Consider the following 20,787-nt stretch of genomic DNA (forward strand, 5'->3'; position numbering starts at 1 on the left):
TCTCAAAGGCCGGCCGATCACCGCTCATCGGGCACGCGCCGCGCACGCCTGTCGCCGTTCAATATTTGGCCACTGCCTTGGGCGGACCCTCGATCAGGAACGAGCTGAAATAGACGATGGGCTTGCCGTCGCCGATCGCACAGGACGATGCCCAACGGACCCCGTAGGTCTTGTTCTTCGGCGACGAGGGCGGATAGGCGTGATAGCCGCCCTCGTTGGCCAGGAATATCGCCTTGAAAAAGGTTTTCAGGCCGAAGATCACCAAGCTCGCAGGGTCGAAAATCACGTCTATCAAGCCCAGTACCTCAGGACCAAGAACGTCCCAGTCGCTGACGGGGTTCGTCGGATCGATATGCTTGAACCGGACCCAGGTAATCCTGACGTCCTCGGGGTAGGGCGCGTCGGGCTCGGCGAAGAAGTCGTCGAAACCCTCCTGGTTCGTCTGCTCCTTGCTGCCCAGCGCCCAGTCGCACTTCGGCACGTGGACGATGATCATTGCCGTGTCGTCGTCGGTCCTTTGGGCCTCCTTCTGCACCTTCTTCTCAAGCCAGCGGTAACCGGACACCCATTTGCTGTCCATCTCCGGACCGAAGGCGACCGGCTCCAGTTTGGCCCGTCCGAGGGAAGTCTGAAGGTCGATCCACGCCGGACGCAGCGCGAAATAGCCGCTGATCGGCACGTTCTCCACGCGGAGATGGATCTCCGTATCGGTCCACGTATCCACCTCAAGGCCGACGCGCGGCAGACCGGGTATGGGCTCAGAACCCAGACCGAGTTCGATCGTCCCGTCCGTTCTCTTGCCGAAGCGCCTGCCGTGAATGGCGACGGTACCACCCGGTTCGAGCCACGGCTTCTTGTCGAGGCCGCAGGGCGTTGTCCAGGAATAATACGGCGTCGGCCTGGGCCAATAGACATAGTCGTGGCTTCCGGGAAGCTGCGACCAGATTTCTGTGCCCACGGGGCAGCAGCAGCCGATGGTGCCGCGATTGGTCGTGGCCGAAGTGATGACCGGAAAACTGCCGCCTTCGAGCAGCACCGCGACCTGCGCCATTGCGCCGTTGGAACGCACCACCGAAACGACCGCATCGCGCGTGCCGCCCATCTTTTCTCCGGGCAGCACCGACGGCACCCTGACGACGACGAAGGTGTCGGCCCAGCCGTCGGACCATGACCCGTGCAGGGGCTCAAACTCGATATTGTGCTGGCGCTTGCCTTCCGCGAGCTCGCCGCTGCCGCTGCTGTAGCTGAGATAGGCCCGCCCCGGCTCGGTGCCGAAGCCGGATCCCTGGATGATCACATACATGTCCGGCTGCAGCGCCTCCGCCTGCGGGAAGTAGAACAATGTCACGATCCTGGGCGGCTCGTAGACCCCCTCCGCCAGAGGTTTCTTCAACGGCCCTGCCGTCTCCAGCTCCTTGATCTTCTGGTTCACGGACTGGGCGATCGCCTGTTCCTGTATCAGCTCGCGGGTCGATTCCGGCTTGGGGAGCACCGCTTTGAGGTCTTTCGGCCGTTCTCCGTAGCGCCGCAGCCGGGCCTTCTTAAGCGCCTCGGTCAGCCGATCCATGTCTCGGCCGATGCGCTGCAGGGCGGTGTTCGCCCAGCTGTTGATGTCGCCAGCCCAGGTCGGCGCGCGCGGCTGCGTCGGCGGGACCTGTGGGGTGGGCAGGCCGGGCCTCGGCACGATCGCTATATCCGGGATGACCTTGAACAGGGGCTGCTTCGCCGCCGGCGGCGGGGTCGGCGCGCCGGGTTTCGGCACGATGGCCGCATCGGGGATCATCTTGAACGGGGGCTGCTTGCCGGTTGCCGCCGCCGAACGACACTTGTCAAGCTGATCGCTGCGCCACTTGGTCCAGGCGCTGGCGCTGGCCGAATTGCGCCCCTGCGCGCACCAGTCATAATGATAGCTGAAACTGGCGTTCCATTGCGGGCCGGCGAAGCCGCAGGCGGCCTCCATACTGAGTCTATGGGCCGCGATCGCTTCGCGGGCGTACCGATCGCAGAGCACCGCGACGGCCTGGCTCGGCTGGAGGCTCGGCCTGGGCAAGATCGCCGTCTCGGGAATGACCTGGAATTTGGGCTGCGCCGGGGGCTGCGGCTGGGCTTGCGGCTGCGGTTGGACCTGGGGCGCGGGCGGAACAATGGCCCTTGGGATCATTTGCAACTGCGGCTGCCTGGCGATCTCAGGCTGGGTTACCGTTTTCGGCGGCGTCGCCAGCTGGGGCAGCATGCGAAACAGCGTCGGCGGAACCGCGGCGGCGCGGCACTGGTTGATCTTATTGCGCCGCCAATCGTTCCAGGCATTGGCGCTGGCGGAATTGCGCCCCTGCATGCACCAATCGTAGTGATACCGGTAATCGCTGTTCCACTCGGGCCCCGTCAGCCCGCATTTGTTGGCGAGGTTGTCATTGTTGAGAGAAACGGCGGTCGTCGCATAAGGATCGCAGATGGCGTGGTTCGGCGTTTGTGCCTCCGCGGCCTGGGCAAAGCACAACGCGACGACGGTGCCAACGATCAGCTTGTGAGATGTTGCGAAATACATGGCATGCCCCGCATGGTCAATGTGGGCTTCCCGTTTCGTCGCATCAGTTAATCATGAACAGCGGCAGGCGCGATGACCTCGGTCAAAAAAACCCAAAAGACGCAACCGGGGGCTTTGACCGCAAGCGGGGCGAGACCGGCGGTGCGGGTTCGGGCCCGCTCGGCGGGCGGCGGGAAGGCACTTAGCCGCGCCGTCAATTCAGTCTTGCTGGTAGGTGTACGCAGCCCCTCCCCGGCGCGCACCGAAGACGCGATCGCGACCGCAACCCTATGATTTCACGCGGGGCTAAAAGTCGAACAAACAGTCGTCAAGCGGCTGCGGCAAAACCTTCCTGGGCCTGCCAGTCGGCAAGAGTCTCCATGCTCAGGCCGAGGCGGCCATAGTCGACCCGGAAGTAACCATCGGCTCCCGTGATGACGGCCTCCGGCGCAACCTCCAGAACCTCCTGGGCCATGACCCCGACCATCTCCATATCGCTCCACAGATAGCGGAACCGGTAAAGTGTCAGCCCGAATTGCGTGCGGCCGATGGGATGGATGTCACGCTTCAGACGGATGTCGGACGCCGGTGCGGCCCCCGAGCCGGCGGCGACCGCCGCCGTCACATCGCTGAGGACCGATCCCTTCGTCAGGGTCGGCTTGTGATACGGCTTCAAATCCTTGCCGTCGGTCCGTGTCGAAGGCCGAATGTCCTTGTTTCCCATGGGTCACCCCCCGATGGCCGCCAGCAGGCGCCATTATTCATAGGACCAAAAAAAATCCTACCACGCGGGTAGCGCAGCGACAACCGAGCAAAACTGCTTCAAATGGCTTGGCGATCGCGGCAATTGATCGGCCGCGGCGGTTGCTCCTAATGTCGGCACGAGAGCGGCGCCGCGCCGCAGGCGCATATGGGCGTTCGGGTTCTGCGGCCAAGGGAGAACGACGGTGGTTTCGGAATTGCCATACCCGGTGCGGTTTCGTACGCGCTCGGCAAAGCTCAGGATACCGCCCCGGCTGATACGCCGTGCCGATCTCCAGTACCTGACGCTGATGGGGCTGTATCGCCTGACCACGGCCCTGCTGCCGCCAGACCGCTGGGCTGCGGTCGCCGATGTGATGCATCGACTAAGACGCGGCCTCAGAAAGCGCCGCGTGATGCAGCTGCGCCAGCGATTTCGAGCGGTTTACGGCCATGATGTCGGGCCCGACACGATCCGCTCCTGGCATCGCGACCGCGAGAACAGGAGGGAACGCCGGAGGCTGTACGTCGTCGCGGAGCGCTGGTCCGACCGCTGGCGCCCGAACATCCGCCTTGAGGGCGTCGACGGCGTCGCCGCCGCTTTGGCGCAAGGAAAAGGCGTCATCCTCTGGTTCGACGATTTCATCGATCACAACGTTGTCGCCAAGAGGGGGCTGTACGAGGCCGGCTACCGCATCCATTATTTGAGCAGCGTCCTCCACGGCGATTCCATCAGCGCCTTCGGGCGGCGATATCTCAATCCCATTCAGACCGCCGTGGAATCCCGCTATGTGCAGGAACGCCTGTTGCTGAACAACACCGACGCCGGCAGCGGCAACGAGCTCGCCTGCACGCGGCGCATGGTGGCCATCCTTCGGGAAAACGGAATTGTCGGGATCGCCAACATCCTGACCTCCGGCTCGCGGGTGATGGAGATCCCGTTCGGCGCCTCGGCGCGGCTCGCCATGCCGACCGGGCCGGTCAACCTCGCCTTACAGAGGGGAGCCGCCCTGTTTCCGGTAGCCACGATCGAAACGGAGCCCTTGGCGAGCTATTCCGTGATCATCGGCCCACGGCTGGTGCCGGACCCGGCCAAAGGCAAGGACGCGGCACTCGCGGAAGCCGCCATGCAATATGCGGAACGGCTTCTGCCGCTGGTCAAGGCGCATCCGGACCAATGGATGGGATGGCGGCGCAACAGCTTTTCGCTGTGACGCTTGCTCGCTTGAGAGCGCTCGGAGTTTGCTCTATTTAAGCCAGGGAAGCGGAGCGGGAGAGTAACGTCGCGGACGATCCTTCGTCCTCGACGCATCCGACTTTCTCCGACGGGGGGAATGGGTGTGATGAGTACAGATTCGACGGCCTTGCCTGACGGCATGGCAACGGTGTTCGCGCTGGCGCCCCATGCCTCGTTTCAATTGCTGGAGGATGGCGCCGTCATTCTCGATGGCGAAAGCGGCCAGCTCTATTCATGCAACGAAGTGACGGGCGCGTTTCTGAGCCGGATCGACGGGCGCCTGAGCCTTGATGAAATCGCTTCGGAAATTTTCGCGGCCTATGACGTGGACGCGCAAACGGCGCGCGATGACCTGATGGAGATTGCCGGCAAGCTGCATGCCGAAAAGCTCATCCTGACCGTATGAGAAAAGAATTCGCTATGGACGGCCTGCTGAAGAGATTGAGGTTCAGAACCGAGCTTTGGATCAGGGCCCGCTTGCTTCCCCTGCAAATCCGCGACCGCAGCCTGAGTGCGATTCTGCGCAGCGCCGAGCCAACCGCAACCGCGGCCTACAAGGGCCTGGAAGCCGGCTACATCGTCCGCCGGGTCAGGAAATCGCTGCGAAAGCCGATCCAGATGCGCGACAGACGCTGTCTGCGCGAGGGGCTTCTCGCCTATCGCTTTCTTCGCCAGGCCGGCTTTCCGGCCGAACTGGTTTTCGCCGTCGACAAGCGCAACATTCACGGCCCCGATCCGAAGGCCCATTGCTGGGTCCGCCTTGACGGCGCGGCGATCCTCAACCCTCCGGAGCCGGACATGACGACCGTGCTGTGCCATCCGAGCGGCGCCGGCCCCGCACCACTCGCCGACCCGTCGCCGTCGCAAGCCTGACAGGGCATGGCCGAAGCCTATTACAGCCTCGCCGGCCCGGTCCTGAAGGTCGCCTCCGACTCCGCGCAATTGCTGGACCGCATCGATCGCCATCTACGCGCGCTAAGGCTTGCGGCCGGCGCTCCGGAAACCTTCAGGCTTTCGTTGCGCCACGGCACGCCCGGCGATCTTCCGCCGGTGGCCAAGATCTATTATCGCGGCGAAATCGCCGGCGAAGGGTCCTGCATATTCGGCGAAGACGAGACGGCGCGTTATTTCCTGATGCCGGACCGTATCTCGTTCGTATTGGATTCCCTGGGCGATGCGGGCTGTCTTACGGTCGAAAGCGGCGAAGAGGCGCGCCTGAGCGGGACCGCATTCTTTCATGCGCTCGACGCGGCCCTCGTCGCCGGCGGTCAGACCCTGATCCACGCCGCCGCCGCGACGCTGCCGGACCGCCGATCCGCGATCCTGATTTTCGCGCCCAGCGGCACCGGCAAGACCACCGCCTCGCTGGCGCTTCTGCGCGGCGGCTATGGCGTGTTCTCGGACGATACCGCCGTGATCCGGAAGGATGGCGGACATCACCAGGTCTGGGGCGTTCCGCGCGCCTTCAAGGTGCACCGCCAGACCGCCGGTCTGTTCCCGTGGCTCAACGGGTACCTGACCGGAACATGGGACGCGCATGACGAACAGCCCTTGTCGATGGACAGCGCCGCCAAGCTTGGCCGCATCGAAGGCGCGCAACCTTGCAAGGTCGCGGCCGTGATCCGCCTGAACGGACGCGGCGGCGGCGAACACGCGCTGAGACGGCTGTCGAAGAACGAGGCCCTGGTGTCGCTGAGCGCCGACAATCTGCGCACCGGGGCCGGCGGAATGCCGCAATTCATGCAATCCAGATTCGGGGTCCTGGCGGGCCTTATTCAGGAAGCGGCGACATTCGAGCTGACGACCGGCGACGATATGGAGGGGCTGGGCGCGTATCTCGGCGACCGGATCGCCGCTTAGCCTTCCGCCCTTGCCGGGCGGCGCACCGGGCGGCGAATGAGCTGACGGACGATCTTCCGCCGCCAGGACACGCGCCGCCCCGCAGCGCTCTGCGCCGCCAGTACGACCGACGGCGCGACGAGAAGCGTTTCGAGCCGGTTCGCGCGCGGCATCAGCCTTTCGGCAAGCTCCATGCATCGGACCTCGGAGAAGACCCGTCCGGCCACGCGCAGGGCGACGGCGACGGCCCGCAAACAACCGGATTGCGCGCCGACCTGCAACAGCCGCGCTTCATCGACGGGCCCCGCCCGGCCGCGAGCCGCCTGCATGACGTCGACCAGGGGCTGGAGCCGGTCAAAGTGATCGCCGGCCGCCGCGTGAACGCCGGCAACGAGTAACAGCGCCGCTGCGTCGGCCGCATCGCCGCCGCCCGCCATGCGGCATTGCGCCAGGTCGAGGGAGAGGCTCCGGCGCATCGTCGGAGAATGGACGAGGCCCTCATGCAGCTCGATCATGATCGAGGAGTCGGCGGGAAGAACCCACTTATGTTCGCCATAGACATCGCTGTCCCGGCCCTCGATCCGCAACGGCTCAAATCCCAGCTCCCGCATCACCGCCCCAGTCGCCTTGACGGCAGATCGGTCGACGAGAATGTCGATATCGGTATAGGAGCGGTCCGAGCGGCGCGGGTAGAGCAGCGACGCAAAGACCGGACCCTTGACGGTAGCCGCATCCAACCCGGCCGCGGTCAGCGCGGCCATCGCCTTTTCGGCGTATCCATAAAGACGAAGCGACTGACCGACGACGATGTGCAGCCTTTCTTCGGCCGCTTGGATCGCTCCGGCATAGGGGCCAAAATCTGTCGCCCGTCCCCCTGGGCGCCCCCCGACGGCCTTCAGGCGCGACTTCACGGCGCGAAAAACGGCGGGCAGGACGCCGTGCGCCTGGGCCGCCAAGAACAGGGCCTCGACCCGATCTCCCGTCAGCCGGGGCAGCGGCCGGGCGTCGGATGCTTCGGGATCGGCAAGGCACCGCAGGCAGCCGGCGGCATCCTCATCCAGGACCGAATGCGAATAGTGTCTCGGCACGCCCCTTTTCCCGCCCCACCCCGCATTCCGTGCGGTCGATAGGGGGTTCTCGCCTCCGCAAATAACCCTAGCCAGTCGGGGCACCGGTGGCAATTTGAAACGGAACGGCGCGAGGCATTGGCCAAACGGCGCAAATCCGGCCATGGGCGCGAAATCGCTTCGTCCCCTGCATCAATTCGGAAGGAAACAGCCCTTGGGCCTATTCAAGCGGGCAAATTCGAATAACATGGCAAGCGGGCCACCACTGCGGTGGCCCATGTCGAATATGCGCCGGCCAGATGAGGGGACCGACATGAAGGCAAGCAGCAGCAACGGGCGGGGCGAACCGCGGATCGAGGCGCTGAGGGACCTGCGCGCCACCATCGCCTTTCTGCAACAGGAAGGCGACATCATCGAAACCGACGCGCCGGTCAATCCGGACCTCGAGATCACCGGCATCCAGAAGCATCTGGACGGGTCTTGTCCGCTGCTGTTCACCAATGTCGTCGGCAAGCCCAATCACCGCGTGATCACCAACCTGTTCGCCGATTACGACATCATGCACAAGCTATACGGCTGGCGCGACGGCCGCGAGCGGACGGTCGAGATCGCCCGCGCGCTGCGTAATCCGCTGCCGCCGGTGGAGGTCGAACAGAGCAAGGCGCCGGTTCAGGAACACGTGGTCGAACGGCCGAACGACGTCAACGACTATATCGTTCCGATCCGCCACACCGACCACGAGCCGGAACTGACGGTCGGCTCCGGCCAGAGGCTCTTGACCGGCGACTATTTCGAAGGCGGAACCGACGTCGGCTACAACCGCTGCAACTTCCGCTGGGGCAATGTCGGCACGTTTCAGATCGCGCCGGGGTCGCACGCCTGGCAGACGATGATGAAGCATTACCGCGACGACGAGCCGATCCCGCTGACGCTCAATTTCGGCATCCCTTACGGCCCCAACATGATGGCCGGCGCCGGCTTCGACTATGTGGTGCTGCCGCAGGGCTGCGACGAACTCGGCGTCGCCGGGCGGCTGCAGAACGAGCCGGTGCGCATGGTCAAGGCGCGCACGGTCGACGCGATGGCGCTCGCCGACGCAGAGATCGTGCTCGAAGGCCATCTGATGCCGCGCGACCGCCGCTACGAGACCGCCGAGGCGGAGGCGGCCGGCATCCAAGGCCGCTTCCACTTCCATCCTGAATGGGCCGGATATATGGGCAAGGCCTATAAGGCACCGACCTTCCACGTTACCGGCGTCACCATGCGCGACCCGGCCTCGCGGCCGATCGTGTTTCCGCTCGGCGTCCACACGCTCGACTGCCATACGATCGAATCGACGGTGCGCGAGGCGACGATCTACGAGCTCTGCGAACGCCTGCAGCCGGGCATCGTCCAGGACGTCAACATCCCCTACTGCATGTGCGACTGGGGCGGCGCCATCATCCAGGTCAAGAAGCGCAACAGGATCGAGGAAGGCTGGCAGCGCAATTTCCTGGCCGCGATCCTCTCCTGCTCGCAAGGGTCACGCCTGGCGATCGCGGTGTCCGAGGACACCGACATCTACGACATGGACGACATCATGTGGTGCCTGACCACCCGGGTGAACCCGCAGACCGATATCCTGAACCCGCACCCCGGCGCGGTCGGCCAGACCTTCATGCCGGCCGAGCGCATGACCGCGGGCGACAAGCAGTGGACCGCGGCCAACACCGTGTTCGAAGGCGGCATGGGAATCGACGCCACCGTGCCCTATGGTTATGAGAACGATTTCCTGCGCCCGCTCTATCCCGTCGATCAGGTGAGCCTCGACAAGTTCCTCAAACCCGATCAGATCGCCAAGGCCAAGGGCTATATGGTCGGCAAGCCCTGGGTCCACTCGCTCGCCCGCACCGGGCGCTGACGCCCGGCGTCCCGACCGCGGCGCGTTGCGTTCGGCCACGCCGGGCATCGAATCCGTCGCTTCCGGCATCGATTGCGCACTTTCCATCGGGCCTTCATACAAGGCCCCGCCCAGCCGTTTCTCCGCCTCCTGCGTCAAGTGAACCGCTTCGTCGCAAGCGGCATGCATGGACCCGGAGGGCGCCTCTGCCCGTGCATGAGGTAACCCCACGGCCAATGCCCCGAGCTATATCGAACCGACCGCGCCACTGCTTCCCACCTTGCTTGTCTTTCGTCCTCTCCTTTACACGGCCTTCAACAGATGAATTTCCCTCTTGCCCGAATGTTGAATGCAGTCGACGCCGATCGTCAGTTTAGACGTCCTGACGGGCCGTTTCTGGCATACTATTCGACCCGTTTATCCACTTTCTCTTGGCAAAGTTTCAATTTTTGGCATTTTCAACCGGTGTGTCCATGAACAGACCTTGGTGACCCGGAGACAAGCGCAGAAAGGTCGCGAGGCATCGGGGGCGTTTTCCTTCCGGGTCACCTCAAGTGCTCGCTGGAATAACGCCTCATTCCTGCCTTCTCCCGCGCAAGGGGGCGGGAGAACGGTATCAAGCCCCACCGCCCTCCCAACGGGAAAAAACCTGATCGTATCCCGCTCTTGGTCAGCGGGTTTGCGGGCACCAGGTGGCCGCCAGCACCCTGCGGTCGAGCTTGCCGCGCGCGTTTTTCGGCAGCGCGTCGACGAAGCAGACGTCCTTCGGCGTCTTGAAGGGCGCGAGATACCGGCCGCAATGGGCGATGACGTCCTCGGCCTTGAGGCGGCTGCCCGGCCGCGCGACCACATAGGCGATCACCTCCTCGCCATAGATCCTGTCGGGAATGCCGACGCTCGCCCCTTCGATGATGTCGGGGTGACGGCTCAGAATATCGTCGATTTCGAGCGGCGAGATATTGACGCCGCCGCGGATGATCAGGTCCTTCAGCCGGCCGACGATGGTGACGTGGCCGTCCTCGTCGAGAACGCCGAGATCGCCGGTGCGGTGACCGGACTCGGGCAGTCTCTGGATGCTTCCGTCGGACTTCAGATAGCCGTGGCTCAATTGCGGGCCGGAAACGGTGATTTCGCCCGGCCGCCCCTGCGGCACCTCGTTGCCTTCCGGATCGAGGAGCCGCAGGGTCTGGTGCTTCAGGGGCGGGCCGACGGTGCCGATCTTGCGTCTTGAGCCGCGGTGGCTGAACATCAGGCCGGCTTCGCTGCAGCCGCAGGACTGGCACACCCGCATGCCGTACCGGCCCTCGAATTCGCGCCACTGCTCGGGCAGCATCGGCGCCGAACTGGTCATCAGGAAGCGCAGATCGGGCAGGTCCGCGCCGCTGATGTCGACCGTCTCGTTCATCAGCATGTTCAGGATCGTCGGGACGGCGACGGCGATGGTGACGCGATAGGTCTTGGCCCATTCGAAATAGCGGCTGCGCGAGAACTTCTTCGCCATGTGGACGGTGGCGCCGGCGACGAGCGGCGCGCCGAGGGTCATGTTCTGGGCCGACAGCCAGGTATAGGACCGGCAATCGAGCATACGGTCGTCTTCGCCGAGCTCGACGCAATCGGCGATGGCGTCGAAATTGGCCCAGACGCTCAAATGCGATTGCAGAACGCCCTTGGGCTTCGCCTCGGTGCCGGAGGTATAGAAGATGACGGCGATGTCTTCGGGCCGGCAGACCTCTTCCAGCTCGACATCGCCGGAATAGTCCTCGATGGCGCCGAAGAAACCGGTGGAAGCGCCTTCGGGATTCCAGGCGCCGATCTCCATCCAGTCGACGCCCGCCGACGGATCGCGCAGGCCCTCGAGCCCGAGACCGTCCTGGATCAGCACCAGCTTCGGTGCGACCACCGCGATGATCTCGGCAAGATTGTCGCGGTTCATTTCCACATTGGCGGTGGCGATGGTGGCGCCAAAGCGCTGCACGCCGAGGAAGATCTCAAAAAACTCCACCGAGTTCTCAGACAGCATCAAGACCCTGTCATTCGCCTTAAGGCCGCGGTCGCGAAAATACTGCGCCATCCGGTTGCCGAGACGAAACAGGTCGCCGTAGGAGAGGCGCTTGTCCTGGTCGATGGAATAAACGTAGGTCTTGTCCGGGCTGCGCGAGGCCTGCTCCGCGATGACGGCCCGAAGCGGCCTGTATGTGTCCCCGGTTTTCGCCATGGGGCGAAGCTATCACGCGCGAAAATGCCCTTCAATCGAGCGCGCCGGCCCTTGCTGGAGCTGCCCGGTCAGGGCTTGGCGCCAGAGGTGTGTCTTGTCCATTGCGGCGGGTTTGACGCCTTGATGCGGCGCGCCTCCTTGACGAGCTCCTTGATCGCGCCGGTGACCGGCAGGGCAAGCCCCGCCTCGTCGGCGATCTGGCCGACGATCTGCATGTCCTTCAGCGCCCAGGTGAAGCTGATCTGGTCCCAGTCCTGCAGGGCCTGCGACTTGGCGGAACTGATCATCAGCGCGTCGCGTAAGGACGGCAGGTCCATGCCTGTCGCTTCGGCGATGCGGCCGGCTTCGATCAGGGCAATGCTGTTGATCCACAACAGGAGGTTGTTCAACGCCTTGCCGACCTGGCCCTGGCCGATGTCGCCCAAATGGGCGATGTCAGAGCAGAAGGTCGAAAAAATTGGCCGGCTGCGCTCTACCACCTCCGTCTTGCCGCCCAACAGAGCGAGCAGTTCGCCGGCATCGGCATAACATCGCGCGCGGCAGATCGGTGCATCGAGCACGTCGACGCCGTTCGCCTCGGCGGTCTCGCCGATCCGCTTGATGGTATTCGGCGCCACCGTCGAGGAGACGGCAATGAGCGAACCGGGCACGAGCGTCCCAAGCACCCCATTTTCTCCGAGCACCACCTCATTGACCTCAGAATCGTAACCGACGCCGACGATCACATAGTCGACATTGCGCCCCAGCTCGGCTGGGGTCGCGAAGATTGCCGCCCCCATGTCGCGGGCCTTGTCGAGACTGGCCTGATCGATGTCGCAAGCGCTGACGGGATAGCCGTGATTGATGAGATGCTTGGCCATGGCGAGCCCCATCCGGCCGACGCCGATAACTCCGACCCGTTCCTTGCCGTTGTCTTGATCGGCCATCTTGCTCCTCCGGCTTGCCCGGTTTCCTGGCGCCATAATCTCGCGGGACGGCTTCCTCGTTAAGATATCCCCGCCCGAGACCGCAAGCCCGGGACGTGGCCGCAAGCCGCCGGAAATCGGAGCCTCGGCTTTATCAGATACGTCCTTCTTCCACCGCATGGCACGCGACGCGGCCGTCATCAGTCTTGATCATCGCCGGCTTTTCGACCCGGCAGCGCTCGTTGGCGAACATGCAGCGCGGGTGGAACACGCAGCCGCTCGGAGGATCGAACGGCGACGGCAGCTCGCCTTCGAGGCGGATCCGCTCGCCGCGATGCGTCGGGTCTGCGACCGGCGTCGCCGACAGAAGCGCGCGCGTATAGGGATGGCGCGGGCGCTCGAAAATCTCCTTGACCGGCGCAAGTTCGACCATCCTTCCGAGATACATGACCAGGACGTCGTGGGCGACATGGCGCACGACCGACAGGTCGTGGCTGATGAAGACATAGGTCAGGCCGAAGGTTTCCTGGAGATCGCGCAGCAGATTGAGAATCTGTGCCTGGATCGACACGTCGAGCGCCGAGACCGGCTCGTCGAGGACGAGGATCTTCGGCTCCAGCATCAGCGCGCGGGCAATCGCGATGCGCTGGCGCTGGCCGCCCGAGAACATATGCGGGTAGCGGCCATAATGCTCCGGTTTGAGGCCGACATTCTTGAGCATGGCGAGCGCCTTGCGGCGGCGTTCGGCAGAGCGCATCGGCGTGTTGATGACAAGCGGCTCCTCCAGGATCGTGCCGACCTTGTGGCGCGGATTGAGGGAGCCGTAGGGGTCCTGAAACACGATCTGAACCGTTGCGCGCAGCCGCTTCCGGGTCTCCCTGCGGGAGGCGCGCACGTCGAGCCCGTCGATGCGAAGAACGCCGGCGGTCGCCGGCTCGATCATGGTGAGCAGACGGCCAAGCGTGGACTTTCCGCAACCGGATTCCCCGACGACCCCCAGCGTGCGCCCGGCCTCGACCGTGAAGGTCGCCTCGGCGACGGCCTTCAGTATGGCCGGCGGGGCAAACAGGCCGCGGCGCAGCTCATAGGTCCGCTCAAGACCATCTGCCGAGATGATCGGGGTCATGCGGCAGCCTGCCCAAGGGGATAATGACAAAGCGCTTCGCCGAGCTCCGCCCCCTGGCGCGGCGGCTCGACGCTGCGGCACAGATCGTCGGCCCGCGGGCATCTCGGATTGAACAGGCAGCCCGAGGGACGTTCGCCCTGCCCCGGCACGACACCCGGAATGGCGACCAGCCGGTCGCCGGCCGCCCGCTCCGGCAGCGCCGCCAGCAGCAGCCCGGTATAGGGATGGAAGGGCGATGCGAAGAGCCCCATCACCGACTGCTTTTCGACCTGCTGGCCCGCATATTGGACGACGACCCGCTCGGCGGTCTCCGCCACCACGCCCATATCGTGGGTGATGAGCAGGAGCGCCATGCCGGTCTCGCTGCGCAGCTCCAGGAGCAGATCGAGGATCTGCGCCTGAATGGTCACGTCGAGCGCCGTGGTCGGCTCGTCGGCAATGAGCAGCTTCGGGCGGCAGGCGATCGCCATGGCGATCATGACGCGCTGGCTCATGCCACCGGAAAGCTGGTGCGGAAAGGCCGAAAGCCGGCGCTCGGGCTCGGGAATGCCGACAAGCCGCATGAGCCCGACGGCGCGTTCCCGGCGGGCCGCATGCCCCAGCCCCAGATGGGTGCTCAGCACCTCGCCGATCTGAAACCCGACGGTGAAGCAGGGGTTGAGGCTGGCGACCGGCTCCTGGAAGATCATCGTCATGTCCTTGCCGATGACCTTTCGCCGCTCGCGGCTCGTCAAGGCAGCGAGGTCCCGGCCCTCGAAGGCGAGCCGGTCGGCGACAATCGTCGCGGTCTTCGGCAACAACCCCATCACCGCCAGCATGGCGACCGACTTTCCCGATCCGGATTCGCCGACGATGGCGACCACCTCGCGCGGATTGACGTCGAGGTCCATGCCCTCGACCGCCAAGAGCGGACCGGCAGCGGTATCGAAGGTGACGGTGAGGTTGCGGATTTCGAGCAGCGCCATTCGTTTGGAAATCCTATCCAAATGCCCTATATTGTTTTATCGGAGTGTTGCGCCATGTCTGCAGACCCTAAGCCAGCGCCTCTACCGTCCCCGAGGCCAATCTCGGGGCCTACCGGGCCGAAGCCGAGTTATTGATGTTTGCTCGATAGCCTCGATCGCTTCGTCAGCGAGTGCGAGCGCGTAAACACCCATTGCAAGGTAGTCCTGGTACATTTCCGCTTTTCGGGGCGCTTCGAGTGTCAGATAGCGTTCGCTTCGCAAATCCTCTGCAAATTCCGTGAGTGTCGCAATTTGCCGGTAGTAGTACACAACCGGGTCGATGATCTCGATCGGCAAGATATGGATTTCTCCAACAATGGCATCAAATACGAAGGAAGGCGCCTCACGTGGAACGAACGGCGTGAAGGTCGCGCCGGATTCGGAAGGGCGAGCAAATCTTTCTGCAATATCTCCGCGGTCGGCCGCCTCTTTGAATTGCAGCAGAGTATGCCTCTGACATCTGATTTCCGCTCGCAGCGCCGTTCGAATATCCTGTATCCGCTCTCGCCTCCGAAGCGCCTCAAGGATCCGCACGGCGCTGTTTGACAGGATTACGCCCAGGACTAGGCCAAGAACCCCTATAAACGCTGGCTCCATCCTCAGCTCCTCTTCAGCTTCGGGTCGAGCGCGTCGCGCAGCCCGTCGCCGACCAGATTGATGGCGAGAACGGTGATCAGGATGGCCAGCCCCGGAAAGGTGACCACCCACCAGGCCCGCAGAATGAATTCCCGGGCCTCGGCGAGCATGGTGCCCCATTCCGGAGCCGGCGGCTGCGCTCCCATGCCCAGAAATCCCAGAGCGGCGGCGTCGAGGATGGCGTTGGAGAAGGAAAGCGTTGCCTGAACGATCAGCGGCGCCAGGCAATTAGGCAGGATGGTCACCAGCATGAGCCGCAGCGGTCCGGCGCCGGCCACCCTGGCTGAGACGACATATTCGCGGGTCTTCTCGCTCATCACTGCCGCGCGCGTCAGCCGGACGAAATGCGGCTGCAGGACGATGGCGATCGCGATCATCGCATTGAGAAGGCCGGGGCCCAGGATGGCGACCAGCACCAGCGCCAGGAGTAGCGAGGGAAATGCGAGGATGACGTCCATCACGCGCATGATGAATGTGTCGAACCAGCCTCCGACGTAGCCCGCGATCAGGCCGATCACCACGCCCCCCGTCAGGGCGATGACGACGACGACGAGGCCGATGAACAGCGAGAAGCGGGCGCCATGGATGAGCCGGGACAGCAGATCCCTGCCGACCGCGTCCGTGCCGAGCAGAAACCTGAGCTGTCCCCCGCTCTCCCAGATCGGCGGCGTCAGCAGCGCGTCGCGGTATTGCTGGTTGGGATCGTGCGGGGCAATGAACGAGGCGAGCAGTGCGACGATCACCAGGGCGACGAAGACATACAAGCCAATCACCGCGCCGCGGTTCTCGCTGAAATAGTGCCAGAATTCCAGCAGCATCTGGCGCGTGGCGTTGCGCGCCTCGGCCTCGATTTCGCTCTTTACCGCCAAGTCAGCCATGACGCCCTCAAACGTACCGGATGCGCGGGTTGATGAGCCCGTAGAGGACGTCGACAATCAGATTAACCACCATGATGACGCCGGCGATCAGCAACAGGCCGCCCTGCACCGCCGGATAGTCGCGGCGGAAGATCGAATCGACCATCCATTTGCCGATCCCCGGCCAGGAGAAGATCGTCTCCGTCAGGATGGCGCCGGCCAGCAATACGCCGACCTGAAGCCCGATGGTCGTGACCACCGGGATCAGCGCGTTGCGCAACGCGTGCAGCCCGATGACGCGGGCCGGCGACAGCCCCTTGGCGCGGGCCGTGCGGACGTAATCCTCGCCCAGCACCTCCAGCATCGCCGATCGGGTCTGGCGGGCGATCACCGCAAGCGGGATCGTCGCCAGCACGATCGAGGGCAGGATAAGGTGGCTCAGTGCCGAGGCGAAGGCGCCCTTCTGACCGGATAGCAGTGAATCGATCAGCATGAAGTCGGTCACCGAGGGAAAGAAATAGATGAGCGAAATGCGGCCCGAAACCGGCGTCCAATGCAGGATGCCCGAAAACAGAATGATCAACAGGAGGCCCCACCAGAAGATCGGCATGGAATAGCCGATGAGCGCCGCGCCCATCATGGTCTGATCGAGAATCGAACCGCGGCGAACGGCGGCCAGCATGCCGGCGGGGATGCCGATGAAAACGGCAATGAATATGGCGAAGACGGACAGCTCGATCGTTGCCGGAAAAAGCGTCAAGAACTCGTCGAGAACCGGCCGCTTGGTGGCGATCGAATTTCCGAGATCTCCGTGCAGAAGGTCCCCCAGATAGGCGAGATATTGCTCCCAGATCGGCCGGTCGAAGCCGAACAGCTTCAATTGCACCGCGTGACGTTCCGGCGTCAGGCTCCGTTCGCCGGCCATCAGCAGCACCGGATCGCCCGGCAGGATGCGGATGAAACCGAATGCGACGATGGTGATGCCGAGAAAGGTCGGGATGAGGAACCCGATCCGCTTCAGAAGGAATCGTATCATCCGACTACCTTCGGCACGGGCTGGAAGCCGGGGCGGCCTGGCGACCGCCCCGGCGTCTGGCAAAAGGCCTATTCGGCGATGTCAACGCCCTCGAACGCATGGGACCCAAGCGGGTCCATATGGTACCCGGTGACCTTCTTGGACATCGGCATGTAGACGATCGAGTGGGCGATCGTCGCCCAGGGCGCTTCACGCTTGAACACGGCCTGGGCCTGTTCATAAAGCTTGGCGCGCTCGGCCTGATCGGAGATGACCTTCGCCTTCTGGATCAGGTCGTCGAAATCCTTGTTGCACCACTGGGCGCGGTTGGCGCCGCCGACCGCGTCGCAGCCCAGCAGCACGGCAAGGAAATTGTCCGGATCGCCGTTGTCCCCGGTCCAGCCGAGGAGCACCGCGCCGTCGCGATCTTCGGCCTTGGACAGGTTCAAATACTCGCCCCACTCGTAGGAGACGACTTCGGCGGCCACGCCGACCTTGCCGAAATCGGCCTGGATGAGCTCGGCCATGCGGCGCGCATTCGGGTTATACGGACGCTGTACGGGCATCGCCCAGACTTTCATCTTCAGGCCGGCGGCGCCGGCTTCATCGAGCATCTTCTTGGCGGCGTCGGGATCGTAGGGATCGTCCTCGATCGCCTCATTGTAGCTCCACATGGTCGGCGGTATCGGATTCTTGGCGATCCTGCCGGCGCCCTGGAAGACCGCGTCCAGGATCGCCTGCTTGTTGATCGCCATGTTGAGCGCCTTGCGCACGTTCGCATTGTCGAAGGGCGCGACCTTGGTGTTGTAGGCGAGATAGCCGACATTGAGGCCTTCCTGTTCCATTACGTCCAGGTTCGGATCGGCCTTCAAATTGGCAATGTCCGCCGGATTCGGATAGGGCGCGACCTGGCACTCGCCAGCCTTCAGTTTCTGCTGGCGAACCGCGGCGTCCGTCGTGATCGCGAAGACGAGGTCATCGATGGCTTGCTTGCCCCGCCAATAGTCCTCATGCGCCTTGTAGCGGATGACCGCGTCCTTTTGATAGTCGACGAACTTGAACGGACCGGTGCCGACCGGCTGCTGGTTGAGCATCTCCTTCCGTCCGTCGGCTTCGAGCTTGGCCGCATATTCGGCCGACATGATCGAGGCGAAGTCCATCGCCAGGTTGGCCACCATCGGGGCTTCCGGGCGCGTGAGAACGAACTTCACCGTATAGTCGTCGACCTTGACGATCTCCTTGAGGAGGTCGGGCATCGACATGCCGTCGAAATATTCCCAGGCGATGCCGGCGGTGTACTGGTACCAGGGGTGGTCCTTCTTGCGCTGCCGCTCGAAGGTGAAGATGACGTCGTCGGCATTGAAGTCGCGTGTCGGCGTAAAGAAGTCCGTGGTGTGGAACTTGACGCCCTGTCTGAGATGGAAGGTGTATTCCAGGCCGTCTTCGGTGACCTCCCAGCTTTCCGCCAGGCCCGGCCGCGTTTCCGAGGTTCCGGGTACGAACTCGACGAGACGGTTGTAGATGGGCTTCGACGAAGCATCAAACGTCGTCCCGGCCGTAAACGGTGCCGGATCGAAACCTTCCGGCGAGCCTTCGGAGCAATAGACCAAGGTCTTCGCCGAGGCGGCGCCGGCCAAAGCCACCGCCAATGTGGCCACCGCAATCCCTAATCCCATCCGTTTCATGGTGCGATATCCTCCGTGTTCGGCGTCCTCGCGACGCCGGATTGCAGATCCGGGACTTCCGTCACTTGGACGCTTTCCCCTCCCCTTCGGCGCGGCGCCTTTCGCGGCACTTCTTGACTTCCACGAAGGTGCACGTCGTCGATTTAGGCGAACTCTACTCCATAACGCGAACGCCATGAAGCACTGAAGGAGGCAACGGATTCAGCGCCTGTCACTCTTTGGTGAAGGCCATCGCCCTAGCCGTCAGGCCGTTTCACAGGCCCATGATGATGGACCGATCCGCCGTGGATCGGTTGCAGGGCATTTCCGCGGCCTCCTGCGACCCGACCGGTGACATCAGCAATTGGGGCGCCATTCGGCCGGTTAGAGCGCGCCTGAAGCACGGCAGCCAGACCCCCCAGCGGAGGCGCAGAAAGGAGTGGCCGATTTCGACTCCTCGCACGGGGCAAAATGTAATTTGATATCAATATGTTAATAGCTGGCGGAGGGAGAGACAGGCATTCAAGGCGGAGTTCCGCGGGTTCGTTGCCCGAATAGGCGCGGACCCACAGAAGGACGCTGGGTCCGTCGTTGGGCATATGCGCCGTCATCCGCGGAGAGAGGGCCGATGTGTTCCGCACACGGCAGAGCTCGCTCGACGCCCATTTGCCCTTCCTCGACGAGCAATGGGCTGCGGGCTGCCGCAATGGGGCTGAGCTCTGGCGGCGACCGAAGGCCAGAGGTTATCGAGGGTCCTTGCGCGTTGTCAGCGAATGGGCGACGCGGCGGCGCGCCGAGCAGGCCTCACTGCGGCAACTGCAGAAGGTGCCATCCGCCAGAACGATCGCGCGGCTGATGACGACCGCCCGCGATCACCTAAGCAAGGCCGACACCGTGACCATAGCCGCCATCGAAACGGAGGTGCCCGTGCTCGTCGAGGCCCGCAGCCTGATCGACAGGTTCCATTCCATGATCCGCGGGAAGACCGTCGCCGATCTCGATCCGTGGATCGCGGACGCCAGAACAAACCTCATCGCGTCCTTCGCCAGCGGCATCACCAGGGACAAGGCCGCCGTATGCGCTGCAATCACGGAGCCGTGGTCAAACGGTCAGACCGAGGGACAGATCACGAAGCTCAAGCTGGTGAAGCGACAGATGTACGGGAGAGGCAAGCTCGATCTGCTGCAGGCAAGGCTGCTCGGCGCAGCATGAATTGGCCAATCATCATCGAAAGTGCGTCAGAGCCACGCTTTCGTGCTGATCCACAGCCGGCATTCATTACTGGGCGCCGATCGCCGAACTCTACAAACTCGATCTGACCGTGGTCAGCGAGAAAGTCGATGCGCAATTCGCGTCCATGACGGTGGATTGGGACGGCAGGATTCGCATGGACCCGTCGTCGTACGCAATGCAACGACTGATCGGGTTGAAAGACGCCTACGACGTCGCATTCGCCTGCGATACCGACCACGACCGCCACGGCATCGTCACCCGCAGCAGCGGATTGATGCCTCCAAATCATTTCCTGTCGGTGTTGATCGACTACCTGTTCCAGCATCGGCCGCAGTGGAGCAGACATGCTGCAATCGGCAAGACCGTAGTCAGCACGGCGATGATCAACCGCGTGGCCAATCGGCTCGACCGCCGGTTGTACGAAGTACCGGTTGGCTTCAAATGGTTTTCAGCCGGCCTCAATGACGGTTCACTGGGTTTCGGTGGCGAAGAGAGTGCGGGCGCATCGCTGCTGCGCCGCGACGGCTCGGTGTGGACGACCGACAAGGATGGCCTGGTCCCGGCGCTGCTGTCAGCCGAGCTCACCGCGCGTCAGGGCAGGGATCCGGGCGAACTGTATGCAAAGCTGGCCCGAGAGCTCGGTGAGCCGGTTTCCGACCGCGTCGAAGCAGCTGCCACTCCTGAGCAGAAGGCCAGGCTGGCTAAGAGCCCGTTTGAGAATGGGGATTGAACGAACCCGCTGGCGCGGGAGTGGCGTGAGCGGTTAGGGGAAGGCGTCCTGTCTGCGAGGATTGCGGTTGTTGAAGCCCAATCCAAAAGACAGGAGCACCCCCGATGGCTGATCT

At 63.7% G+C, this 20,787-nt stretch carries 16 protein-coding genes and 2 pseudogenes; 7 read left to right on the top strand and 11 right to left on the bottom strand.

Annotated features, from left to right (window positions below; translation table 11 throughout):
* Nucleotides 1-58: 58 nt before the first annotated feature.
* Together Q8P46_11655 and Q8P46_11660 are read right to left on the bottom strand one after the other, a co-directional pair.
* A complete protein-coding gene (locus Q8P46_11655) occupies nucleotides 59-2,545 on the bottom strand; it encodes a hypothetical protein (GenBank protein ID MDP2620810.1) in 2,487 nt (828 codons plus the stop codon).
* A gap of 307 nt (nucleotides 2,546-2,852) precedes the next feature.
* Nucleotides 2,853-3,248 carry a tail fiber domain-containing protein gene (locus Q8P46_11660; GenBank protein ID MDP2620811.1) on the bottom strand — a complete coding sequence of 132 codons (396 nt, stop codon included), beginning with the start codon at nucleotides 3,246-3,248 and terminating at the stop codon, nucleotides 2,853-2,855.
* Between the two features lie 223 nt (nucleotides 3,249-3,471).
* On the opposite strand from Q8P46_11660, the gene Q8P46_11665 reads away from it, so the two are divergent.
* The 4 genes from Q8P46_11665 to Q8P46_11680 all read left to right on the top strand — a co-directional run bounded on the left by Q8P46_11665 (nucleotide 3,472) and on the right by Q8P46_11680 (nucleotide 6,362).
* On the top strand, nucleotides 3,472-4,479 hold the full coding sequence (locus tag Q8P46_11665; GenBank protein MDP2620812.1) for a hypothetical protein: 1,008 nt from the start codon (nucleotides 3,472-3,474) through the stop codon (nucleotides 4,477-4,479).
* A 129-nt stretch (nucleotides 4,480-4,608) separates the two neighbouring features.
* Entirely contained in the window at nucleotides 4,609-4,908 is a 300-nt protein-coding gene (locus tag Q8P46_11670) for a PqqD family protein (GenBank protein ID MDP2620813.1), read from the top strand.
* A gap of 14 nt (nucleotides 4,909-4,922) precedes the next feature.
* Nucleotides 4,923-5,375 (top strand): lasso peptide biosynthesis B2 protein, encoded by a 453-nt coding sequence (locus Q8P46_11675; GenBank protein ID MDP2620814.1) that lies wholly within the window; start codon nucleotides 4,923-4,925, stop codon nucleotides 5,373-5,375.
* Between the two features lie 6 nt (nucleotides 5,376-5,381).
* On the top strand, nucleotides 5,382-6,362 hold the full coding sequence (locus Q8P46_11680; protein MDP2620815.1) for a hypothetical protein: 981 nt from the start codon (nucleotides 5,382-5,384) through the stop codon (nucleotides 6,360-6,362).
* Here the strand turns inward: Q8P46_11680 and Q8P46_11685 are convergent.
* Complete coding sequence (locus Q8P46_11685; GenBank protein MDP2620816.1) at nucleotides 6,359-7,429, bottom strand: nucleotidyltransferase family protein; 1,071 nt, start codon at nucleotides 7,427-7,429, stop codon at nucleotides 6,359-6,361. The genes Q8P46_11680 and Q8P46_11685 overlap by 4 nt on opposite strands.
* 292 nt (nucleotides 7,430-7,721) lie before the next feature.
* Between Q8P46_11685 and Q8P46_11690 the strand changes: the two genes are divergently transcribed.
* Nucleotides 7,722-9,308, top strand: a complete 1,587-nt coding sequence (locus Q8P46_11690) for a UbiD family decarboxylase (protein MDP2620817.1) — start codon at nucleotides 7,722-7,724, stop codon at nucleotides 9,306-9,308.
* Between the two features lie 649 nt (nucleotides 9,309-9,957).
* On the opposite strand, the gene Q8P46_11695 is transcribed toward Q8P46_11690, so the two are convergent.
* The 8 genes from Q8P46_11695 to Q8P46_11730 all read right to left on the bottom strand — a co-directional run bounded on the left by Q8P46_11695 (nucleotide 9,958) and on the right by Q8P46_11730 (nucleotide 18,730).
* Nucleotides 9,958-11,502 (bottom strand): class I adenylate-forming enzyme family protein, encoded by a 1,545-nt coding sequence (locus Q8P46_11695; protein MDP2620818.1) that lies wholly within the window; start codon nucleotides 11,500-11,502, stop codon nucleotides 9,958-9,960.
* Nucleotides 11,503-11,570: 68 nt separating this feature from the next.
* Nucleotides 11,571-12,428, bottom strand: a complete 858-nt coding sequence (locus tag Q8P46_11700; GenBank protein MDP2620819.1) for an NAD(P)-dependent oxidoreductase — start codon at nucleotides 12,426-12,428, stop codon at nucleotides 11,571-11,573.
* Nucleotides 12,429-12,561: 133 nt separating this feature from the next.
* On the bottom strand, nucleotides 12,562-13,533 hold the full coding sequence (locus Q8P46_11705; GenBank protein ID MDP2620820.1) for a dipeptide ABC transporter ATP-binding protein: 972 nt from the start codon (nucleotides 13,531-13,533) through the stop codon (nucleotides 12,562-12,564).
* The gene (locus tag Q8P46_11710; protein MDP2620821.1) at nucleotides 13,530-14,498 is read right to left on the bottom strand and encodes an ABC transporter ATP-binding protein; all 969 of its coding nucleotides are present in this window, start codon (nucleotides 14,496-14,498) and stop codon (nucleotides 13,530-13,532) included. The genes Q8P46_11705 and Q8P46_11710 overlap by 4 nt, the downstream gene beginning before the upstream one ends.
* An 81-nt stretch (nucleotides 14,499-14,579) precedes the next feature.
* Complete coding sequence (locus Q8P46_11715; protein ID MDP2620822.1) at nucleotides 14,580-15,134, bottom strand: hypothetical protein; 555 nt, start codon at nucleotides 15,132-15,134, stop codon at nucleotides 14,580-14,582.
* 2 nt (nucleotides 15,135-15,136) lie between these two features.
* Nucleotides 15,137-16,051 (bottom strand): ABC transporter permease subunit, encoded by a 915-nt coding sequence (locus Q8P46_11720; GenBank protein MDP2620823.1) that lies wholly within the window; start codon nucleotides 16,049-16,051, stop codon nucleotides 15,137-15,139.
* Nucleotides 16,052-16,058: 7 nt separating this feature from the next.
* Nucleotides 16,059-17,066 (bottom strand): ABC transporter permease subunit, encoded by a 1,008-nt coding sequence (locus tag Q8P46_11725; protein ID MDP2620824.1) that lies wholly within the window; start codon nucleotides 17,064-17,066, stop codon nucleotides 16,059-16,061.
* Between the two features lie 68 nt (nucleotides 17,067-17,134).
* Complete coding sequence (locus Q8P46_11730; GenBank protein ID MDP2620825.1) at nucleotides 17,135-18,730, bottom strand: ABC transporter substrate-binding protein; 1,596 nt, start codon at nucleotides 18,728-18,730, stop codon at nucleotides 17,135-17,137.
* Nucleotides 18,731-19,315: 585 nt separating this feature from the next.
* Here Q8P46_11730 and Q8P46_11735 point away from each other — a divergent pair.
* Together Q8P46_11735 and Q8P46_11740 are read left to right on the top strand one after the other, a co-directional pair.
* Nucleotides 19,316-19,921 (top strand): annotated as a pseudogene (locus Q8P46_11735) (transposase).
* 55 nt (nucleotides 19,922-19,976) lie between these two features.
* A pseudogene (locus Q8P46_11740) lies at nucleotides 19,977-20,636 on the top strand (alpha-D-glucose phosphate-specific phosphoglucomutase).
* The last annotated feature ends 151 nt before the right edge of the window (nucleotides 20,637-20,787 follow it).

It is taken from the genome of Hyphomicrobiales bacterium (assembly GCA_030688605.1).
Lineage (GTDB): Bacteria > Pseudomonadota > Alphaproteobacteria > Rhizobiales > NORP267 > JAUYJB01.